Annotated in this window: 16 protein-coding genes and 3 tRNA genes; 11 read left to right on the top strand and 8 right to left on the bottom strand. The window is 39.1% G+C overall.

Annotated elements, in window-relative coordinates:
* Positions 1-65: 65 nt before the first annotated feature.
* The gene (locus R2H34_RS14350) at positions 66-566 is read left to right on the top strand and encodes a DUF2059 domain-containing protein (RefSeq protein WP_004909329.1); all 501 of its coding nucleotides are present in this window, start codon (positions 66-68) and stop codon (positions 564-566) included.
* 47 nt (positions 567-613) lie between these two features.
* Here R2H34_RS14350 and R2H34_RS14345 read toward each other — a convergent pair whose 3' ends face one another.
* The gene (locus R2H34_RS14345; RefSeq protein ID WP_004909327.1) at positions 614-1,786 is read right to left on the bottom strand and encodes an acyl-CoA dehydrogenase family protein; all 1,173 of its coding nucleotides are present in this window, start codon (positions 1,784-1,786) and stop codon (positions 614-616) included.
* 184 nt (positions 1,787-1,970) lie between these two features.
* Between R2H34_RS14345 and R2H34_RS14340 the strand changes: the two genes are divergently transcribed.
* From R2H34_RS14340 to R2H34_RS14315, 6 genes are all read left to right on the top strand, one after another.
* Complete coding sequence (locus R2H34_RS14340; RefSeq protein ID WP_004909323.1) at positions 1,971-2,228, top strand: succinate dehydrogenase assembly factor 2; 258 nt, start codon at positions 1,971-1,973, stop codon at positions 2,226-2,228.
* Positions 2,215-2,610 carry a hypothetical protein gene (locus tag R2H34_RS14335; protein WP_004909321.1) on the top strand — a complete coding sequence of 132 codons (396 nt, stop codon included), beginning with the start codon at positions 2,215-2,217 and terminating at the stop codon, positions 2,608-2,610. The genes R2H34_RS14340 and R2H34_RS14335 overlap by 14 nt, the downstream gene beginning before the upstream one ends.
* 210 nt (positions 2,611-2,820) lie before the next feature.
* Complete coding sequence (locus tag R2H34_RS14330) at positions 2,821-3,027, top strand: hypothetical protein (RefSeq protein WP_171053826.1); 207 nt, start codon at positions 2,821-2,823, stop codon at positions 3,025-3,027.
* A gap of 358 nt (positions 3,028-3,385) precedes the next feature.
* Positions 3,386-4,468, top strand: coding sequence for a hypothetical protein (locus R2H34_RS14325; protein WP_004964298.1), 1,083 nt, complete (start codon positions 3,386-3,388; stop codon positions 4,466-4,468).
* Positions 4,469-4,556: 88 nt separating this feature from the next.
* Positions 4,557-5,126: a rhombosortase gene (gene rrtA, locus R2H34_RS14320; RefSeq protein ID WP_004951830.1), complete on the top strand. Its 570-nt coding sequence runs from the start codon at positions 4,557-4,559 to the stop codon at positions 5,124-5,126.
* A gap of 153 nt (positions 5,127-5,279) precedes the next feature.
* The gene (locus R2H34_RS14315) at positions 5,280-7,490 is read left to right on the top strand and encodes a TRAP transporter large permease subunit (protein ID WP_004964294.1); all 2,211 of its coding nucleotides are present in this window, start codon (positions 5,280-5,282) and stop codon (positions 7,488-7,490) included.
* A gap of 47 nt (positions 7,491-7,537) precedes the next feature.
* Here the strand turns inward: R2H34_RS14315 and R2H34_RS14310 are convergent, their stop codons facing one another.
* From R2H34_RS14310 to R2H34_RS14290, 5 genes are all read right to left on the bottom strand, one after another.
* Complete coding sequence (locus R2H34_RS14310) at positions 7,538-8,692, bottom strand: IS4 family transposase (RefSeq protein ID WP_108565296.1); 1,155 nt, start codon at positions 8,690-8,692, stop codon at positions 7,538-7,540.
* A 127-nt stretch (positions 8,693-8,819) separates the two neighbouring features.
* Entirely contained in the window at positions 8,820-9,698 is an 879-nt protein-coding gene (locus tag R2H34_RS14305; protein WP_039908708.1) for a DMT family transporter, read from the bottom strand.
* 196 nt (positions 9,699-9,894) lie between these two features.
* On the bottom strand, positions 9,895-10,338 hold the full coding sequence (locus tag R2H34_RS14300; RefSeq protein WP_004909300.1) for a hypothetical protein: 444 nt from the start codon (positions 10,336-10,338) through the stop codon (positions 9,895-9,897).
* Positions 10,339-10,350: 12 nt separating this feature from the next.
* A complete protein-coding gene (locus R2H34_RS14295; protein ID WP_004964287.1) occupies positions 10,351-10,557 on the bottom strand; it encodes a YheV family putative metal-binding protein in 207 nt (68 codons plus the stop codon).
* A 38-nt stretch (positions 10,558-10,595) separates the two neighbouring features.
* Positions 10,596-12,635, bottom strand: coding sequence for a M3 family metallopeptidase (locus R2H34_RS14290; RefSeq protein ID WP_042893212.1), 2,040 nt, complete (start codon positions 12,633-12,635; stop codon positions 10,596-10,598).
* Positions 12,636-12,934: 299 nt separating this feature from the next.
* Between R2H34_RS14290 and R2H34_RS14285 the strand changes: the two genes are divergently transcribed.
* Positions 12,935-13,348: a putative four-helix membrane protein gene (locus tag R2H34_RS14285; RefSeq protein WP_005403241.1), complete on the top strand. Its 414-nt coding sequence runs from the start codon at positions 12,935-12,937 to the stop codon at positions 13,346-13,348.
* A gap of 60 nt (positions 13,349-13,408) precedes the next feature.
* Here the strand turns inward: R2H34_RS14285 and rnr are convergent, their stop codons facing one another.
* On the bottom strand, positions 13,409-15,850 hold the full coding sequence (gene rnr / locus R2H34_RS14280) for a ribonuclease R (RefSeq protein ID WP_318342315.1): 2,442 nt from the start codon (positions 15,848-15,850) through the stop codon (positions 13,409-13,411).
* A 261-nt stretch (positions 15,851-16,111) separates the two neighbouring features.
* On the opposite strand from rnr, the gene R2H34_RS14275 reads away from it, so the two are divergent.
* The 3 genes from R2H34_RS14275 to R2H34_RS14265 all read left to right on the top strand — a co-directional run bounded on the left by R2H34_RS14275 (position 16,112) and on the right by R2H34_RS14265 (position 16,411).
* Positions 16,112-16,201: transfer RNA gene (locus R2H34_RS14275), tRNA-Ser, on the top strand.
* 11 nt (positions 16,202-16,212) lie between these two features.
* Positions 16,213-16,289 (top strand) — tRNA-Arg (locus R2H34_RS14270).
* Between the two features lie 45 nt (positions 16,290-16,334).
* Positions 16,335-16,411 (top strand) — tRNA-Arg (locus R2H34_RS14265).
* A 124-nt stretch (positions 16,412-16,535) separates the two neighbouring features.
* Here the strand turns inward: R2H34_RS14265 and R2H34_RS14260 are convergent.
* Complete coding sequence (locus R2H34_RS14260) at positions 16,536-17,051, bottom strand: hypothetical protein (RefSeq protein WP_228715704.1); 516 nt, start codon at positions 17,049-17,051, stop codon at positions 16,536-16,538.
* Between the last annotated feature and the right edge of the window lie 10 nt (positions 17,052-17,061).

The following is a 17,061-nucleotide window of genomic DNA, read 5'->3' as shown; positions in this document are numbered from 1 at the left end:
TTTAATTTCTGTTAAGAATTCGAGTATATTGATTCAAAATTTAAATAACGATCAAGGAATAAATCATGAGGTTAGGCTTGCTTTTAATAACTTTAATGTTAAGCACAGCGACTTTTGCAGACGATATTAAAAAGAAAGAGACGGTTGCACAGAAGCTAGTATCCATGGACGGAACTGAACAAGGTTTACAGAACACTGATAAAATGATTATTGAGCAAATTCGTATGCGACTGCCGAAAGATATTCCTGAGCAGTTTTATGTTGATTTGAGTAAGAATTTGAATAGTGAAAAACGAAAGCAGTTTATCGTTCAACGTTATGTGGAAACTTTTAATCAAAAAGAATTAGAAGCAGCATTGAAATTCTATGAATCTGCTGAGGGAAAGGCTTGGGCGAAGAAAGCAAGTGGTATTGGTGGTGAGATTGCTCATTTCACAACTCAAGATGCTCGTGCAGCACTGAATACTACGATGCAACAAAATGCTGATCATGCCACTATAAAGAAGATCATGATGCGTATGAATGCTCAAGATGCACAACACTCAGAAAAAACAGAACAGAGGTGATTTAAAAAGGGATAGCATTATCGATAGTGCTATCCCTTTAGATCTTATTATAGGGTGCGAGAAATCAGCTCTTTCATGATTTCATTGGTTCCAGCATAAATACGGTTTGCACGGTTGTCGATGTAGGCACGTGCGATTGGGTATTCAAGCATATAACCGTATCCGCCATGCAATTGTAAGCATTCATCTACAACTTTAGAGAACATGTCTGAAATTTTGTATTTGGCAGCCGCAGCAGCATCGACACCTAGACTTTCTTCTAACTGTAATTCCATGCAACGATCTAAATAGGTACGACAGAAATCAATTTCAGTTCTTAGTTCAGCTAGTTTAAAGCGAGTATTTTGGAAAGTCCCAATTGGTTTTCCAAATGCTTTACGGTCCTTAGTATATTGAACTGTATGTGCAAAAGCTGCTTCAGCACCTGCTTGGCAAATAATCGCAACTAACATACGTTCCCATGCTAATTCTTTCATGAGCATGATAAAGCCCATGCCTTCCATACCTAGTAAATTTTCTTTTGGTACGCGGACGTTGTCAAAGAAGAGTTCGCATGTATCTTGTCCTTTCATACCAATTTTGTTTAAAGGTTTACCTTTACTAAAACCTGCACGATCTGCTTCGACAATAATTAATGAAAGATTGGCTGAACCTTTGTCGCTGTTACCTGTTTTGCAAACTACAATTGCCATGTCGCAAAGATAGCCATTGGTAATGAAAATTTTAGAACCATTGATAACGTATTCATCACCATCAAGTACAGCCGTTGTACGAACAGCTTGCAAATCTGAACCTGTGCCTGGTTCTGTCATAGCAATAGCTGTAACCGTTTCGCCTGATGCCATTTTTGGCAACCATTTTTGCTTCTGATCTTCATTACCAAAATTATTAATGTAATTAGCAACGATATCTGAATGTAAAGAAAAACCTGTGCTTGAATCCATCGCATATGCTTGTTCTTCTATCAGAATCATACTGTAGAGTCGATCAACACCTGAGCCACCATATTCTTCAGGCATCGTTGTGCATAACAAACCTAGCGCACCAGCTTTGTTCCATAAATCGCGATCTACGTGCTGCTGTTTCTCATACTTTTCGATATTGGGAACAACTTCTTTTTCGTAGAACTTACGAACAGTTTCACGGAATGCTTCATGGTCTGGAGTAAAAAGTTTACGTGGAAGCATGTTTGGAATTGGACGAATTGCACCTGATTGCATTTGTTATTTTTTCCCTAGTTCATTGGATTAAATGATCATCATGAAGATACAAGAAAGCTGAATTATTCAACAATGTGATCAATGCTCATTTTGATTGATGTATTTGGTCACCTTATAAAAATCTATGCGCAGATAAAACTGGATCAGGTACACTATGCTGTCTTTGTTGCAAGTGGAATAAGTAATGTCTGATGAAATGACACTGGAAGAGCGCAAGGTGATTTATCGTGCACGTCGTGGGTTAAAAGAAATTGATGTGTACTTTGATCCTTATGTTAAACAATATTATTTGACTGCAGACCCAACAGAAAAAGCATTATTTGCAGAGTTGGTGGATCAAGAAGATCCTGATTTGTTGGATTGGTTCATGGAGGTGGGTGAGCCACCACGTGAAGAGTTAAAAGCGTTTATTTTAAAATTAAAAAAATATGTACACGGCTAAACGTATTTTTGAGCTGCAATCTAGTCGATTTTCGCTAGGATTGCAGCTGTTTTGTTTTTTGGGTATCAATATCCTACTTTATCAATTATTGTCAGCTTTTTTATGGTTAGTGTGCTTGTTGATTATGGGATGGGCGGGCTGGTCGGCATTAAACAAACCGAAAATAAATCAAATTGAGTATCTCTGTGACGATGATTGGTCGATTCGTTTTGATGGAGTAGAGCCTAATATCGAGCAAGGAAAATTACTCAAAATTGTTGATCATCATTTATATATTGTGCTGCATTTTTCTAATATTGAATCAAAAACATGTGTAATTTGGTGGGATCAATTGTCTTTAAATCAATGGAAAATGCTCAAATTACTCTCAAAAATTGCATAATTGTTAGACAGGTCTACATTTGTATAATTAAATTAATTTAATATAAATCATTTAGATAGTGTTTTTTTACTCAAATTTAAAAACAATTGTTAGATTAAATACTCTAAAAATAATGAAAATTATGATTGTCAGACAATCTGAGCATCAAGATCGTTACCTTTTCGCTAAAGTACAAACACCAACGTAAAGTGTGGTGGAGGTCCTAAAATGATGGAAATTCCAACATGGTCGTTTCTGGTGATTGCAATCGTTTTTGCAATTGTAATAGGAAGAGCAGGAACTTTACTCAGGGAACTTCTTGAATCACATCAACGTAATGTTGCAGTGACCAAGAGAAAGAGATTGAAGGTGTCATCAATATATCACAATCCCGTTAATGCTGATGTCGAACGTCGATCTAGTATCTATCAAAAGTAGATACAAAAAGTGTAGGAGGTCTCTATGGAGATTTCAATGTGGATGTTTCTAGTAATTGCAGTCGTTATGGCGATTGTTATAGGAAGAGCTGAAACATCACTCAAGGATTACTTTCAACAAAACTAAAAGATAAAGAGTTTCAAGTTTTTACCAGTTAATAAGTAGCATGTGCTGAACCGTCGCAATGCTACTTTTTTTTGCCTAAAATTTTTGTATTTTCAACTCTCTGTCAATTCTCTTATCTGTGAATTGTGTCAGAATGCACATGTTAAATTAGAGCAATTACTCTTTAATTCAAGTATTGCATCTGATAAGGTACGTCTAAAAGGAAAAACAAATTAATTAGAGGACAGGAAGAATGTCTAAATTCCAAAAAATGGGACAGGGTGTGGCGGTTGCGTTACTCACAACATCAATATTATCAGGGTGTTCACAAATCATTAAAACAGGGGCTAATGTCGCATTAAGTTTTAGTGAAAATCATATTGTTCCACCAATTTTGGCGATGGATGACGCCGAAATGGTGTGTAATTCAGGTAATGCCTTAACTCCAGCGGTGATGTCAACCAAGGATATGGGTGCTGATCCAACACGTATGGCGGTGTTATTGTATACCTCAGCAGGTATTTGTGCTGAAAATAAAGCCTTAGAAGCGGAACTCCGCTATTTGCGTGCTTCGAAAGCAGGTCAAGTTTCTGAAGCTCAAGATGCTCGTATTGAACAAAAACGTTGGGCGGGGATTGCTGCTGAACGTCAATATGCAGGTTATCAACTTTTTGCAAATCGTTGGGAATCAAAATATAAATATAAATTGGGTGATTCATGCCCAACAATGCGCAATGATTTAGATCAGACAGTTTACCTTTTAGGGATGGTAAGTGGTCTGCAAGCGATGACCAATGATATTAACTCTGGTGGTGCAATCAATGTACCGAAAGATATTGCGGGTATTGTAGAACGTGGTATGGCATGTCTAGATAATGAAAAGTTCTGGGGCGCTCCAATGGCGACTCGTGCTGTGATTTGGACATTATTACCAGGTGCTGGTGATGGTAAACCTGAACCTTATGCAACGATGAAAGAATCGATGCAAATTGGTGAGAAAAAAGGTGTTCGCTTAGCACATGCACTTTATGCTGTTGCTGCACAAGCAAGTGGTGATGATGCAAAACTTAGAGATGCATTCCGTTCATATGCTGCTGCAACAGGGGAAGATAAACCTGCAAACCCTCAATTTAGATTAATTGACAAAATGGCAGGTCTAATGGTTCGTGGAATTGCGGATCGTTACTGGACAGAAAATACTGGCATACGTGCTACCGATGAAGGTCTATCAACATTCTGGGATGATAAACAAGAAAGTTCTTCAGAATTAGATGAGCTATTTGATGGTGGTGGGGATGGTGCGTCTGCTCCTGCAGAAGAGACCCCACCTCAGTAACCTAGATTAAACGACCTTTTACATTATTTAAGTAGATTACTGGTTAATGTTGAATGTAAAAGGTTCGTTTTAAAAGAGGGGTACGTAAATGAAAGATCAAATATGGATACGGAAAGTCATATTGATCGCAGTATGTATTTCGATCTCTGCAAGTCTGCAAGTTTTTGCTGATCATTTCATCTATTGGAAGCCTAGTGTACTGGTCGAAGTCTGGCGTTTATGGACAGCCCATTGGGTACATGTTGGATGGATGCATTTCTTTTTGAATATGCTTGCATTTGCTTGTTTACCTTTTATTTTTCCACATGCGCGTAATAGACATCTAGTTTGGTTGTTATTACTGTTACCACCATTTATCAGCCTCATTTTTTATTTTTACTTTCCTTATATTGAAGCTTATGCAGGTTTATCAGGCGTATTGCATGGTCTTTATACAGCGGTAAGTTTGGTTTATCTAAAATATCCAAAGGAAAGAACATTCGCAATTTTAGTTTTAGTGCTCATATTTGCCAAACTTGTTTGGGAAAATACCTTTGGTCAAACAGGTACAGCACAATTAATAGGAAGTCCTGTACTAACAGAAGCACATTTGATTGGAGCAATTGGAGGTGTATTTTGTGGACTTGGTTATTTGCTATTAAAAAGGATTAAGAAATAAAAACATTAAGTCACTTTCATACAAACTTATCAACAACTTAGACGGTTTAAATAGGGATTGGTTATCAAGAGGGTGTTATTTCTCTATCAACCATATACATCGCATGATTCAACATCTTTGGATGGATGTTGAGAACAATAAAGTGGAATAGACATGCAACATGATCAAGAGAAAAAATCTGGATTAGGTCTGCTCAGCCATATATGGACAGAGTGGATTTCGACCTTTGTCATACTTTTCTTGCTTCTAATGACATTGGTTATTGGAACAGGTGAGATGATTCATGGTCAGCTTTTACGTATGGGGGAGCGCCTTTATGGTGATCCTGATACTGGAATGCAATATTCATTTCTACGTGCTGAACCAGAGAAACCAACCTGTGACAGAAATCCAAATATAGATGCACAAGTTCAAGAGCAAATGAAAATCAATGCTGCTGATGAGTTTGCGAGTATGTTTGGTGTAGCCTCTGAGGCAGATGTTCGAGCTTCGCTGATAGCGGCTCAGCAACAATGTGATGAGAAATACCAATTCTACGATAAGGCAATGAAGCATATCGAAGCCAATCCTAGTGTTCGTACTTATCGTAAAATTGAAACTAGTTTCTTTGGTATCTTTAAATTAGGTGCAGAGAACCGCGCGTTATTCCTCGTTATTATGGTTGTATTTGCTGCAATCAGTGCAACATTGAAAGCGCATCACATTGGTTTACGTAGTCCTGCTACTAAAACTGATTTCCGTGTTTATGGTATTGCGATGTTGTTGGGTAATGCATTACTCACATCATCTGTGATTAGCCAATATAAATCGGTCATGAATTCAGGTGTTCCGATCACACCAGAAATGAACGTGATTTATTGGTTGTGGATGATATTGTTTGGTGTGCTGACACTCATCAGTTTATTTCAAATGATCAAACCACCAGCTGCAACTCGTGAAGGTGGTAATGTCGGTTTAGCCATCCTCAGTATTCCTTTATATGCCTATATGGCGATTATCACCGGGGTTGCATTTACTTTCTTCATGGATTATCCAATGGGGCAAGGTATTTATCTGGGACAGTTGGTTGAATTGTCGAATATTTTCTTGAATCTAGCCTTGTTTATTTGGGCTGGTATGTTGCTCAAGCAAACACGTATTGTTGATTTATTCCTCAATATCTTACGTCCTTGGAATCTGGCTCCAGAGACTTTAACTTGGTTGATCCTTCTTGCAGCGGCATTACCAACAGCCTATACAGGTGCATCAGGTATTTTCGTTATCGCTGCGGGTGCGATTATTTATAAAGAAGTGTGGAATGCGGGTGGACGCCGTCAGTTTGCTTTAGCAGCAACGGCGCTATCGGGTTCAATGGGTGTAGTTCTACGTCCATGTTTATTGATCGTAGTAGTCGCTTCACTGAACAAAGAAGTAACGACTGATTTGCTTTATAAATACGGGATGTACACATTCCTATTAACCTCAACGTTATTCTTGGTGATTGCATTATTCTTTGCAGAACAAAAATTCCGTATTGCACCATTTAAAGTTGCATTGCCTAAATCATTACGTGCATTCGTACCTGTATCACCATATATCGTGATCTTTGTTTTGATTTGGTTATTCTACAAACATGCATTAGCAACTGATCTCAATGAATTTACTGCACCTGTAATGATGCCTGTGATTCTATTGATGATGGTATTGTTTGATAAGTTACGTAAAGAACCTGCACCGTTGGCGCCTGTTGGTCATTGGGACAGTACTTTGAATAGCTACACATTGCCTGCGGATGGTAGTCAACCTGCACCAAAAATTAATCCAGAAGATGACCCACGCAAACCAGAGCGTAATATCTCCTTTGCTAAAGCATTGCATGCTTCTTCAAGTGAAACAGTAGGGCATATCGGTGCACTTGTGATTCTGATGGCGCTTTCAGTGAGTGTCGGTGGTTTCCTTGAGCAAATTCATATCATGGAAGCATTCCCGCAAGATATTAATAATATTGTTGTCGTGATTACGTTGATTGTATTATTGATGATCTTCGTAGGTATGATCATGGATCCATTTGGTGCTGTGATTCTGATCACGGCTACAGTCGCACCTGTTGCATATCAATATGGTATTGATCCTGTTCATTTCTGGATGATTGCGCTTATTGGTTTTGAGTTGGGTTACGTCACACCTCCAGTTGCGTTAAACCATCTCTTGGCTCGACAATCGATTGGTGATGCGGAAGTGGCTGAAGCAGATGCAGAAGTTCGTCATTTGTCTTTCTACTATCGATATGAACGTTGGATATTGCCTTTATTGGTGATGGTACCTGCAATCTTAATTATTGCTTACGTTCCGTATTTCTTTAAATTATTTGGTTGGTATAACTAAACTAACAATAAAAAAAGCACCTTCGGGTCACTGCTGTCCCACAAATATCACAAGAAGAACCTCAATTGAGGTTCTTCTTGTTTTCGCCATTTTTTATCAGGCACAAAGAGTGACCTTAAAAGTTTCCTTTCAAATAAATTGACCTGAATAATTCTCAGTAAACGCTGAACACTCCATCCTTCTTGTGCCATGTGTTTAGCGAAGTTCACCAGCAAATAGGCAATTAATGCAATCCATATTTGCGTTTGTATCGCATTGCGGCTTCGACCTAGAAATGACTTCAGTTTTAAATTCTGCTTGATGGCTTTAAAGAATAACTCAATCTTCCAGCGGTCTTTATAAATTGCAGCAATGGTGGATGCTGCCAGATGAAAGTTGTTGCTCAGAAATTCGAATGTTCTTTTCTTATCTGTATCATAAAACTCTATACGTCTTAATAATTCAGGTGCGCCTCTTTTCTTGGCATACGCACTGCTCAATTCAATACATTCATCCGCAATAATCCCTTTAGTCGCTAATACGCTGCGGCTTGATTTAACTTGATAAACTGTCTTTGGGCGTAGCCGGGTTACAAAGCTGACGTTCTGAAGTGTCAACTGAGCAAACCATTGATAATCAACATATCCTTTATCAAAGACGATAATGCTGCCAGCAGGAAATTTAAATGCTCTGCCTTGCACCATATCATTTTCAATACCATCCCCAAGCGCTACAAATTCAGGAATGGTATTGTTGTGATTTAAGCCAACACTGAGTTTAATACTGGCTTTGGATTCATGCACTTTTGCCCATGCGCACAATGACAGTGAAAGATCAATATGACTGGCATCTAGTGAATACAGTGGATTCTTGAATCTAAATTTATGTGCAGTTTTAGAGTTTTCACAGCGCTGAAGCAGCTGTGTGAACAATTGCTGATACAGGCTGGCGGGCTGTTCTTCGTTGAGTCTTGCTAAGGTGCTTCGCGCAATTCTCTTCGCGCCAAGATGATAGAGCTTTTCCTGCTGGGATTCGAGATTGGATTGAATGTCTCTTAAGCTTTGCCGACAAGAAAGTTGGGACATCAATATGGCAACAAACTGATCCCAGCGGGTGGCTGATCTTAATTTTTGCCCAGAGTGGTGCAGTTTAGCCAGACGTTCAAAATCTTGTCTTAGAATGGGTTTGAGTAATTGATGAAATACGGTATTCTGATGTGACAAAACCTGAGTCCTTTATAGTTAAAGTGTTTGTTTGCACTCATATTTTAACTATTTAGACTCAGTTTTTTTTATTTAGAGCAAACTATGGGACAGTAGTGCCTTCGGGTGCTTTTTAATTTGTGCTTTATTAGAGACTTTTTCTTTGCCTTTGACTCAAAGGACTACATAAAATAATTGCCAGTAATATTAATCCAAAACCGAATAAACTATAAAAATCAGGTGTTTCTTGCCATAGAAAGAAGCCCCAAACACCCGCAAAAATGATCGCCATATAATTGACTGGTGCTATCTGTCCCGCTGGAGCAAGGCGATAAGCATGAGACATAAAAATTTGGCTTACATTTGCAAGTATTCCTGCAGCAATAAGAAAAAAAAGTTCTTTCAATGCATATGGTCGCCAAACCCAAAACATCGGTATGGCTGAAAGTACGGAGCCGATCAAGCAAAAATAAAACACGATACGTTCTGGAGGTTCAGTTTTGGTTAGTGCTCTTACGGTTACAAATGCCATTGATGCAAGTAGGCTAGATGCTATGCCTATCGCAGATACCCAATTCCACAATCCTTGATCAGGTTTTGCAACACAAAATACGCCCAAGAATCCTAATGCAGCTGCCATTAACATTGCTTTAGTAATACGTTCTTTTAAAAATAGCCAAGCAATCAATGGAATAAAAATAGGTGAGGAATACGTAAATACCATGGCATTGGACAATTTCAAATGTGCAATCGCATAGAAAAAACCATACATTGCTGCAAGCCCAACCAGACTTCGCCAAGTATGCATCCACAATTTTTCTGTTTTAACAAAGCTTGTACCTTGTTTCATAATAAATGGTAGGAAAAGCATCAACCCAACGAAATTACGGAAAAAAACAATCGTGTAATTATCTACAGTTTGAGATGCGTATCTGATGCAGATGCCCATGATGGAGAAAAGAAAAGCCGAGATGGTCAGGCAGCTAATCGCTAAGAAGAGCTTACGATTAGGTTGATTCAGCGTCATAATCATTGTGAGAGCAAGGATGCAGCTTGTATTCTAAGCCTCTGCTGCCTTTAAAGAAATGTACGATTATTATTTTCGATTGAATTATATAAAGTAGAGAGGTTAAGACCTCACATTAAGGGATGAACTAAATCAAGCATGGCCAACAAATCATCGAAGACGTTAAGGCTATAACCCATTTTAAAGCCTTACTTATTTATGATTTATTTTGTGCTGCAAGTTGAGCTTCAAGAAGCTTAATTTGATCTTCTTTCAGTTTTACTAAAGTATCAACATCAGTGTGTTGTTGCTTTAGCTCATTTTGCTGATCTTTAAGTTGTTGATGAATATCATCCAGTTTAGCAATTTCTTCTTTGGCTAAAGTGTCATTTGCAGGAATTGGATCTTTGATAATTGACTCTTCAACTAGTTGGATAGGTGCAGTAACTTCGCTTGCAGCTTGTACAGTTTCAGTCGTTTCGACTGGACGTGCTGACGGTGCAGCTTTACTAATCGTTGGCACCGTTGGTGTAACAGTTGCCTCATGATTTTTTTGAGATAGAAACCACTGTACTGCAAAAATCAGCACCACGACGATACTGATTACACCGATGATCATCCATAATAATTTAGAGTTTTCATTTTGATACGAGGACATCATTTTTTAACCTTTCTAGTCAAAATGACGAGGCTTGAATTGTATCACCCCAATTTCATCTGGCTCAGCGGGTTCAGCTGGTTCTACGTGAGTAGGACGCTGTTCACTATAAGCACATTCGATACATTCAATCCATTCGTCATCCACAGAGATGATCTTAACCACACGATCTAAGGCTCCACATTTTGGGCATTTAGCACCCGCGATGAACTGTCTTTTCATGTCAGTTAATTACATCCTGTGAACAATAATGACGTAGTTTAAGCGGTTTTATGCGTATTCGTCCAACCTTGATGACGTAATAATGCATCTATTTTTGGTTCTCTTTTTCGGAAATTGCGAAACGCATCAAGTGCTGTATCTTTTCCGCCAACTGCTAGAATAAACTTTCTAAATTCTTTTCCAGTCTCGGTGTTAAAAATACCTTCATTTTCGAAACGATCAAAGGCGTCGCTCGCCAAAACTTCCGCCCATTTATAAGAATAATAACCTGCTGCATAACCGCCAGCAAAAATATGACTAAAGCTGTGTTGGAAACGGTTATAAGGAACAGTCGGAACAACCGCAAATTTAGCACGAATTTCATCTAATGTAGTTTGGATTTGCTCGCTGTTTAAAGCGGGTGTTTGACGGTGAATGGTTAAGTCAAACAGAGCAAATTCAATCTGACGCAGAGTTTGCATACCTGACTGGAAGAAACGTGCATTCAACAAAGCAGATAGCAATTCTTGCGGTAAAGTTTGCTTAGTTTCAGTATGTTCGCTGAGTACATCCAAACTTTCATTATCCCAAGCCCAAAATTCCATGAACTGGCTTGGTAATTCAACGGCATCCCATGCAACACCATGCGTACCTGCAACTGAGATATTATCCACTTCGGTCAGCATGTGATGTAAGCCATGACCAAATTCATGAAATAGCGTAATCACTTCATCATGAGTCAATAGCGCAGGCTGATCGCCAATCGGTGGGGTAAAGTTACATACCATATAACAAATTGGTTTTTGTAGACCATTCGCAGTTTGCACACGAGAACGGAAACCACTCATCCATGCGCCACCACGTTTGCCATTACGTGCATAAAGGTCGAAGTAGAAACCACCAACGACTTGACCTTGATCTTCAATTTCAAAATAACGAACATCATTCTGCCATACAGGAGCATGGCGCTCGATGATTTGAATACCATAAAGACGTTGAACGATTTGGAATAAACCATCCACAACTTTGGGTGCTGGGAAATACGGTTTAAGCGCTTCTTGAGACAAATTGAACTGTTGTTGTTTCAATTTTTCAGAATAGTAGGTTGCATCCCATGGTTTTAATTCTTCAACACCATCTTGTTGTGCAATTGCTTTCAGTTCAGCGATTTCAGCAAGGGCTGGTGTGCGGGCATGTTCTGCCAAGTCGACCAAAAACTTATCGACGGTATCAACATCAGGTGCCATTTTGCTAGCCAATGAATATTCAGCAAAATTATTGAAGCCAAGCAGTTGAGCCATTTCTTGACGCAAGCTCAGAATTTCTTCCATCACAGGAGTATTATCGAATTCAGTTTTTTCTGATTGTTCTGAGGCACGAGTCACGTAGGCTTTGTAGAGTTCCTCTCTAAGTTCTCGATCATCGGCATAGGTCATAATCGCAAAATAAGCAGGGAAGTCGAGTGTGGCAACGGCTTGCTCAAGCTCACGTTGTTGACCGTATTGCTTTAATAATTCAACACTACTTTGTGGTAGGCCTTTGAGCTGTTCCTCGGTTAATGGTTTGAAGTAGGCTTGTGTTGCATCGAGTACATGGTTAGAAAAATCTGAAGATAATTGTGATAAACGTGCTGAGATTTCGGCATAACGTTTTTTGGCTTCGCCTTCAAGAGCAACGCCTGATAGTTTGAAATCACGTAAAGCGAGTTTAATTGCACTTTGTTGTGCTTCGCTCAGCGTTTGAAATACTGCACTATCATGAATATGTTGATAAGTTTGATACAACGCCGTGTGCTGTCCAAGCTGAGTGTAGTATTCGCTTAAACTTGGTAAAAGTGCCTGATACACCTCACGGGTTTCGGCATTGTTCATGACCGCATTGAGGTGTGACAAGATTCCCCATGATTCACTCATATTATTTTCAAGCTGATCGACTTCCGCCAAGGTTGCCAGTTGGTCTTCAGGAGCTTGTGGAACTTCTTTGAGTTGATTTAAGAAGTTTTGACCATTTTGAATAGTCTGTTCAATCTGTTGTTTTAATTCTGCAAGTTGAATTTGATCAAACTGGGGAGTGGGGAGTGTCGCTTGCTGTAGTGTCATTGTATTTTTGCCATATTCATCTTTAAACATAGTTATAGATGTAGGGCTTAGCGGGGGAGAAATCAAGTGTAACTATGCTTCATCTCTTATATCTAGATTCATTTTTTATTTATAAATGCCTGTATGTGGTTTAGGATTGTGGTTTGAAATATTGATAAGCAATTATAATTTAAAAGAAATTTTATCTGCGGTGTAAATGTCTTGATGAAAGCCGATTTCTTGCTAAACTCATGATCAAAGAAAATCTAACGAAGAATTTTTTGTAGCGCGATGCGTAACTAGATAGGTTAAACCTAATCATGAGATTAAAAAATATCAGTGTTTTTTTCTTAACTTTGTGTGTTTCTGCTCACTCCAGCGCTACGATAAACAATGCGGTATATGTGGGCTCTAGGGGGATTGGAAGTCCATCTGCCAATAGTCCAGCTTCGACGTTGTTCTTTCTTGTGTGTGGTGCTGGGGCACTCTATGTCTACTATAAGTTATTCCTAAGCTGGTTTAAACGTAAGAAAAGTGGTGAAGAACCGGAACGGTTATATGGTTTTACGGACTGGGCAACCATGCTGGCAATATTTGCACTACTTGCATTGTTTGCCTCTGGACTGGTCTTTGTAATACTCAGCCTTTTTGGGGGAAGGGAGCTGGTACAACAAACCTGGTACATTATTTATCCTGGTTTTATGGGGCTGCTTTTGTTGTTACATCGAACCTGATCGATAAAAAATTAAATCGGAAAAAAACAAGAGAGCCGAAGCTCCCTTATCTCTTATCCATTACTCAGCCTTTGCTTTCGCATTCGACTTTTTCTTTTTCACTTTCTTTTTGGCCTTCTCTTTCGTATCAGGTTTAGCTGAAGCCTTCTTAGCTGGCTTTTTACTATAAGAACTTGGTTTGTTCTTATCTTTTTTCTTGCGTACAGGCTTTTCGCCATCTTCACTGACTTTAGCTTTCGTCGATGAAGGTGCTTTGCCAAAGACCTCTTCAGTTGTTGACGCACCACGATTCGAGCTAGAAGGATTTGCAGTGCGAGGTGCTTTTTGACGAATCACACGACCTAAATGAGTGAGTTGTTGTACCAATTGGAAGTCGATTTTACGTTCTTCCAAATTCACACCTGCTACTTTAATTTTTACTTCATCACCGAGGCTAAATGACTGTCCACGATTCTGACCAATTAGACTTTGGCTAGCTTGATCATAGAGGAAGAAATCTTCACCCAGCTGGCTGACATGAATCATGCCATCTACATAGAGGTCTTTTAAGGTAACAAATAAGCCAAATTCTGTTACTGCACTGATGATACCGACAAATTCATCACCTAAATGCTGTTGCATATAGTGGCATTTTAACCAGGTTGTGACACTGCGTGATGCTTCATCAGCACGACGTTCAGTTTGTGAGAAATGCTCACCTGCATCATCTAGTGCTGCACCTGAAAGAGGATAAACCTTTTTATCTAGATAGGCTTTAATCGCACGATGCAACAATAAGTCTGGGTAACGACGAATTGGTGAAGTAAAGTGCGTATAGGCTTCGTATGCTAAACCGTAATGCCCAGAATTCTTGGCACCGTAATACGCTTGCATCATTGAGCGTAGTAACACGGCATGAATACTTGGCGCATCTAGACGATCTTTGGTCGCTTCAATAACACGTTGATAATCAGCCTGAGCAGGTTGTTCTGGGAATGGTAAACCAAGTAATTTTACGAAATCACGAACTTTCTGGATACGTGAAAACTCAGGAGCCTCATGTACACGGTAGAGCATTGGGATGTCATGTTCTAAAGCATATTCCGCAGCAGCGACATTGGCTAATAACATACATTCTTCAATGAGCTTATGCGCATCATTACGTGAGCGAGGCAGGATTTCTTTGATTCCACCTAACTCATCAAAAGTCATGTAGGTTTCGATGGTTTCGAATTCCATCGCATGACGCTTAGCACGTAACTCTTTGAGGGTCTGATAAAGCTGGAAAAGAGTATTTAGTGATTTATGAATAGTTTTATCTTCAGGGATAGCATCGGTTACTCCCTCAAAATATCGACCAACCTGTGTGTAAGTCAGACGCGCTTTAGAATGCATTACCGCAGGATAGAATTCATAACCTGTCACTTTTCCAGCACGAGATAACTTTAAGTCACAGACCATACATAGACGATCTACATGTGGATTTAAAGAACACAAACCATTTGATAATGCTTCAGGAAGCATCGGCAAGACAAAGTGTGGGAAATAAACTGAGGTACCGCGTTCTTCTGCTTCTTCATTTAAAGGTGAATCTAAACGAACGTAATGGCTTACGTCAGCAATCGCAACAACCACACGATAACCACCACCTGAACGTTTTTCAGCATAGACAGCATCATCAAAGTCTCGTGCATCTTCACCATCAATAGTAACTAACGGTAAGTCACGTAAATCAACACGACCTTTAATATCTTGTTCAGAAGGTTCTTTAAAGCTTTCAGCTTCTTTGATTACTGCTTCAGGAAACTCATAAGGCAAGCCAAATTCTAAAATAGTCTGCGGAATGATAATCTCTGTATCTGCTTTATCTGCCATGGATTGAACGACATGGCCTGTTGCCAATTCTTCACGGGTCGGGTAGTCATCAATCGCAACACGTAGCATATCGCCAACTTTGGCATTGGCATGCTCAATTAATTCTTTTTCTAAAGTTATCGGTTGGTGCTGATTCGGATTACTCGGTTGAATAAAGTATTCACCTTCATGCTCAGCGACTTTACCAATAATCTGTTTGACACGACGTTGTACAACTTCAGTAATAAAACCCCAAGGTTTACCTTTGCGATCAACTGAAGTCTGACGTACTTTAACGCGATCGCCGTTAAAAACGAGTCTTAATTCACGTTCAGGTAATAGCACATCATCGTGTCCAGCAATATTCGCTGTACCTAAACCTTTACTATTAATATAAACCGTTGCTTCGTGTGTTGGTAAATCTGTTGCAGGTTGATATTTAAAACCATCCTTCATGAGCTGACCATCACGTACCATTGCGCTTAAGCGATGATTTAACGCATCAATACTTTTTTGATCTGGTAGGTTGAAATGATCAACAAGTTCCGCATGAGATTTTGCAGTTTGTAATTGTTCTAATGTAGTTAAAATAAGAGTTCGGCTAGGAATAGGATTATCGTAACGTTCAGCTTCTGCTTTTGCTTCGGGATCAACCCAATTATTAGTCATATCGTTCCATTTCACATCTGGCAGATCACTTTAGCATAAGTCATCCAAACTTGGACTGCACATCAAAGATTGCAAGATTCTGTTTATGTAAATGATCTAAATAAATAAAGAGAAGACTATCTTAACAAGCGTTGGACGAAAAAATGCTGAAAAAATACAGAAATTGTTTAAAAAATATTTGATTGATTTAAAAAAGATGAAAAAAACAGGATCATCCCTTGTGTAATGTGGTTTTAGTTTGTATTATTGCGCTCGTGTTACGGTGAGATGGGTGAGTGGCTGAAACCACATCCCTGCTAAGGATGCATACGGGTAACTGTATCGAGGGTTCGAATCCCTCTCTCACCGCCACTTTACTTAAGGCGCTCATAGCTCAGCTGGATAGAGCACTTGGCTACGAACTAAGGGGTCGGGAGTTCGAATCTCTCTGAGCGCACCAAGTAAAGATTAAAGTAACACATGCCGAAATAGGCACATAAGTAATGCGCTCATAGCTCAGCTGGATAGAGCACTTGGCTACGAACTAAGGGGTCGGGAGTTCGAATCTCTCTGAGCGCACCAACTTAAACAATTAACCGCTTAATCGCGGTTTTTTTGTGCCCAAATTTTGAAGATATTTATTTTACAGTATATTTAAATAGCAAAGGCCGCTAATGATAGCGGCCTTTGTTTTCAATTTAAGCTTTTAGAATAAGCTTAATGAATGGAAGAGATTGTCTGATAGATTAGTTAACGATGTTTGTGGAGTCACAGTTTCAGTTAATGGTGCAGTTGAAGTACTTGTATCCGTAACTGAAGTAAGTGTAGATGTCGAACCTGTGATTGCAGTCAAGATACTATCAACACCGCCATCACAACCACAATCATCACCACTTTCAACGCTTAAGCTAATCAAGCTACTAATACTTTCAAACGTACTATCGCTAAATATCGGAGTAGAACTTTCTTGAACACTATCAATTACAGAGTTACCACTACTGATAATCGTTTGTGTTGGTTCTGATACTCCGAGAATAATACTTTCACTATTAAGATCAAAACCAATATCACTACAGAATCCGTCAATCTCACCTGTGATTGGATCTAGAGAATCACCGTTCAGGCTTCCACTGATTGTGTTTGTAAGATTTGTGATCTCACCTAATGCTCCACCATTCAAATCACCTGTGATGCTACCAAGTAAATCTGTAATCGTGCTCAATTATTCATCA

The sequence above is a fragment of the Acinetobacter sp. 16 genome (genome assembly GCF_033439925.1).
Classification (GTDB): domain Bacteria; phylum Pseudomonadota; class Gammaproteobacteria; order Pseudomonadales; family Moraxellaceae; genus Acinetobacter; species Acinetobacter junii.
The sequence above is the reverse complement of the archived record's forward strand: the minus strand, read 5'-3'. Positions and strand labels throughout refer to the sequence as shown.

Bases quoted from the DNA above. Each gene is read 5' to 3' on its own strand.
- R2H34_RS14350 (WP_004909329.1), top strand. From the start codon at position 66: ATGAGGTTAGGCTTGCTTTTAATAACTTTAATGTTAAGCACAGCGACT.
- R2H34_RS14345 (WP_004909327.1), bottom strand. From the start codon at position 1,786: ATGCAATCAGGTGCAATTCGTCCAATTCCAAACATGCTTCCACGTAAA.
- R2H34_RS14340 (WP_004909323.1), top strand. From the start codon at position 1,971: ATGTCTGATGAAATGACACTGGAAGAGCGCAAGGTGATTTATCGTGCA.
- R2H34_RS14335 (WP_004909321.1), top strand. From the start codon at position 2,215: ATGTACACGGCTAAACGTATTTTTGAGCTGCAATCTAGTCGATTTTCG.
- R2H34_RS14330 (WP_171053826.1), top strand. From the start codon at position 2,821: ATGGAAATTCCAACATGGTCGTTTCTGGTGATTGCAATCGTTTTTGCA.
- R2H34_RS14325 (WP_004964298.1), top strand. From the start codon at position 3,386: ATGTCTAAATTCCAAAAAATGGGACAGGGTGTGGCGGTTGCGTTACTC.
- rrtA (WP_004951830.1), top strand. From the start codon at position 4,557: ATGAAAGATCAAATATGGATACGGAAAGTCATATTGATCGCAGTATGT.
- R2H34_RS14315 (WP_004964294.1), top strand. From the start codon at position 5,280: ATGCAACATGATCAAGAGAAAAAATCTGGATTAGGTCTGCTCAGCCAT.
- R2H34_RS14305 (WP_039908708.1), bottom strand. From the start codon at position 9,698: ATGACGCTGAATCAACCTAATCGTAAGCTCTTCTTAGCGATTAGCTGC.
- R2H34_RS14300 (WP_004909300.1), bottom strand. From the start codon at position 10,338: ATGATGTCCTCGTATCAAAATGAAAACTCTAAATTATTATGGATGATC.
- R2H34_RS14295 (WP_004964287.1), bottom strand. From the start codon at position 10,557: ATGAAAAGACAGTTCATCGCGGGTGCTAAATGCCCAAAATGTGGAGCC.
- R2H34_RS14290 (WP_042893212.1), bottom strand. From the start codon at position 12,635: ATGACACTACAGCAAGCGACACTCCCCACTCCCCAGTTTGATCAAATT.
- R2H34_RS14285 (WP_005403241.1), top strand. From the start codon at position 12,935: ATGAGATTAAAAAATATCAGTGTTTTTTTCTTAACTTTGTGTGTTTCT.
- rnr (WP_318342315.1), bottom strand. From the start codon at position 15,850: ATGACTAATAATTGGGTTGATCCCGAAGCAAAAGCAGAAGCTGAACGT.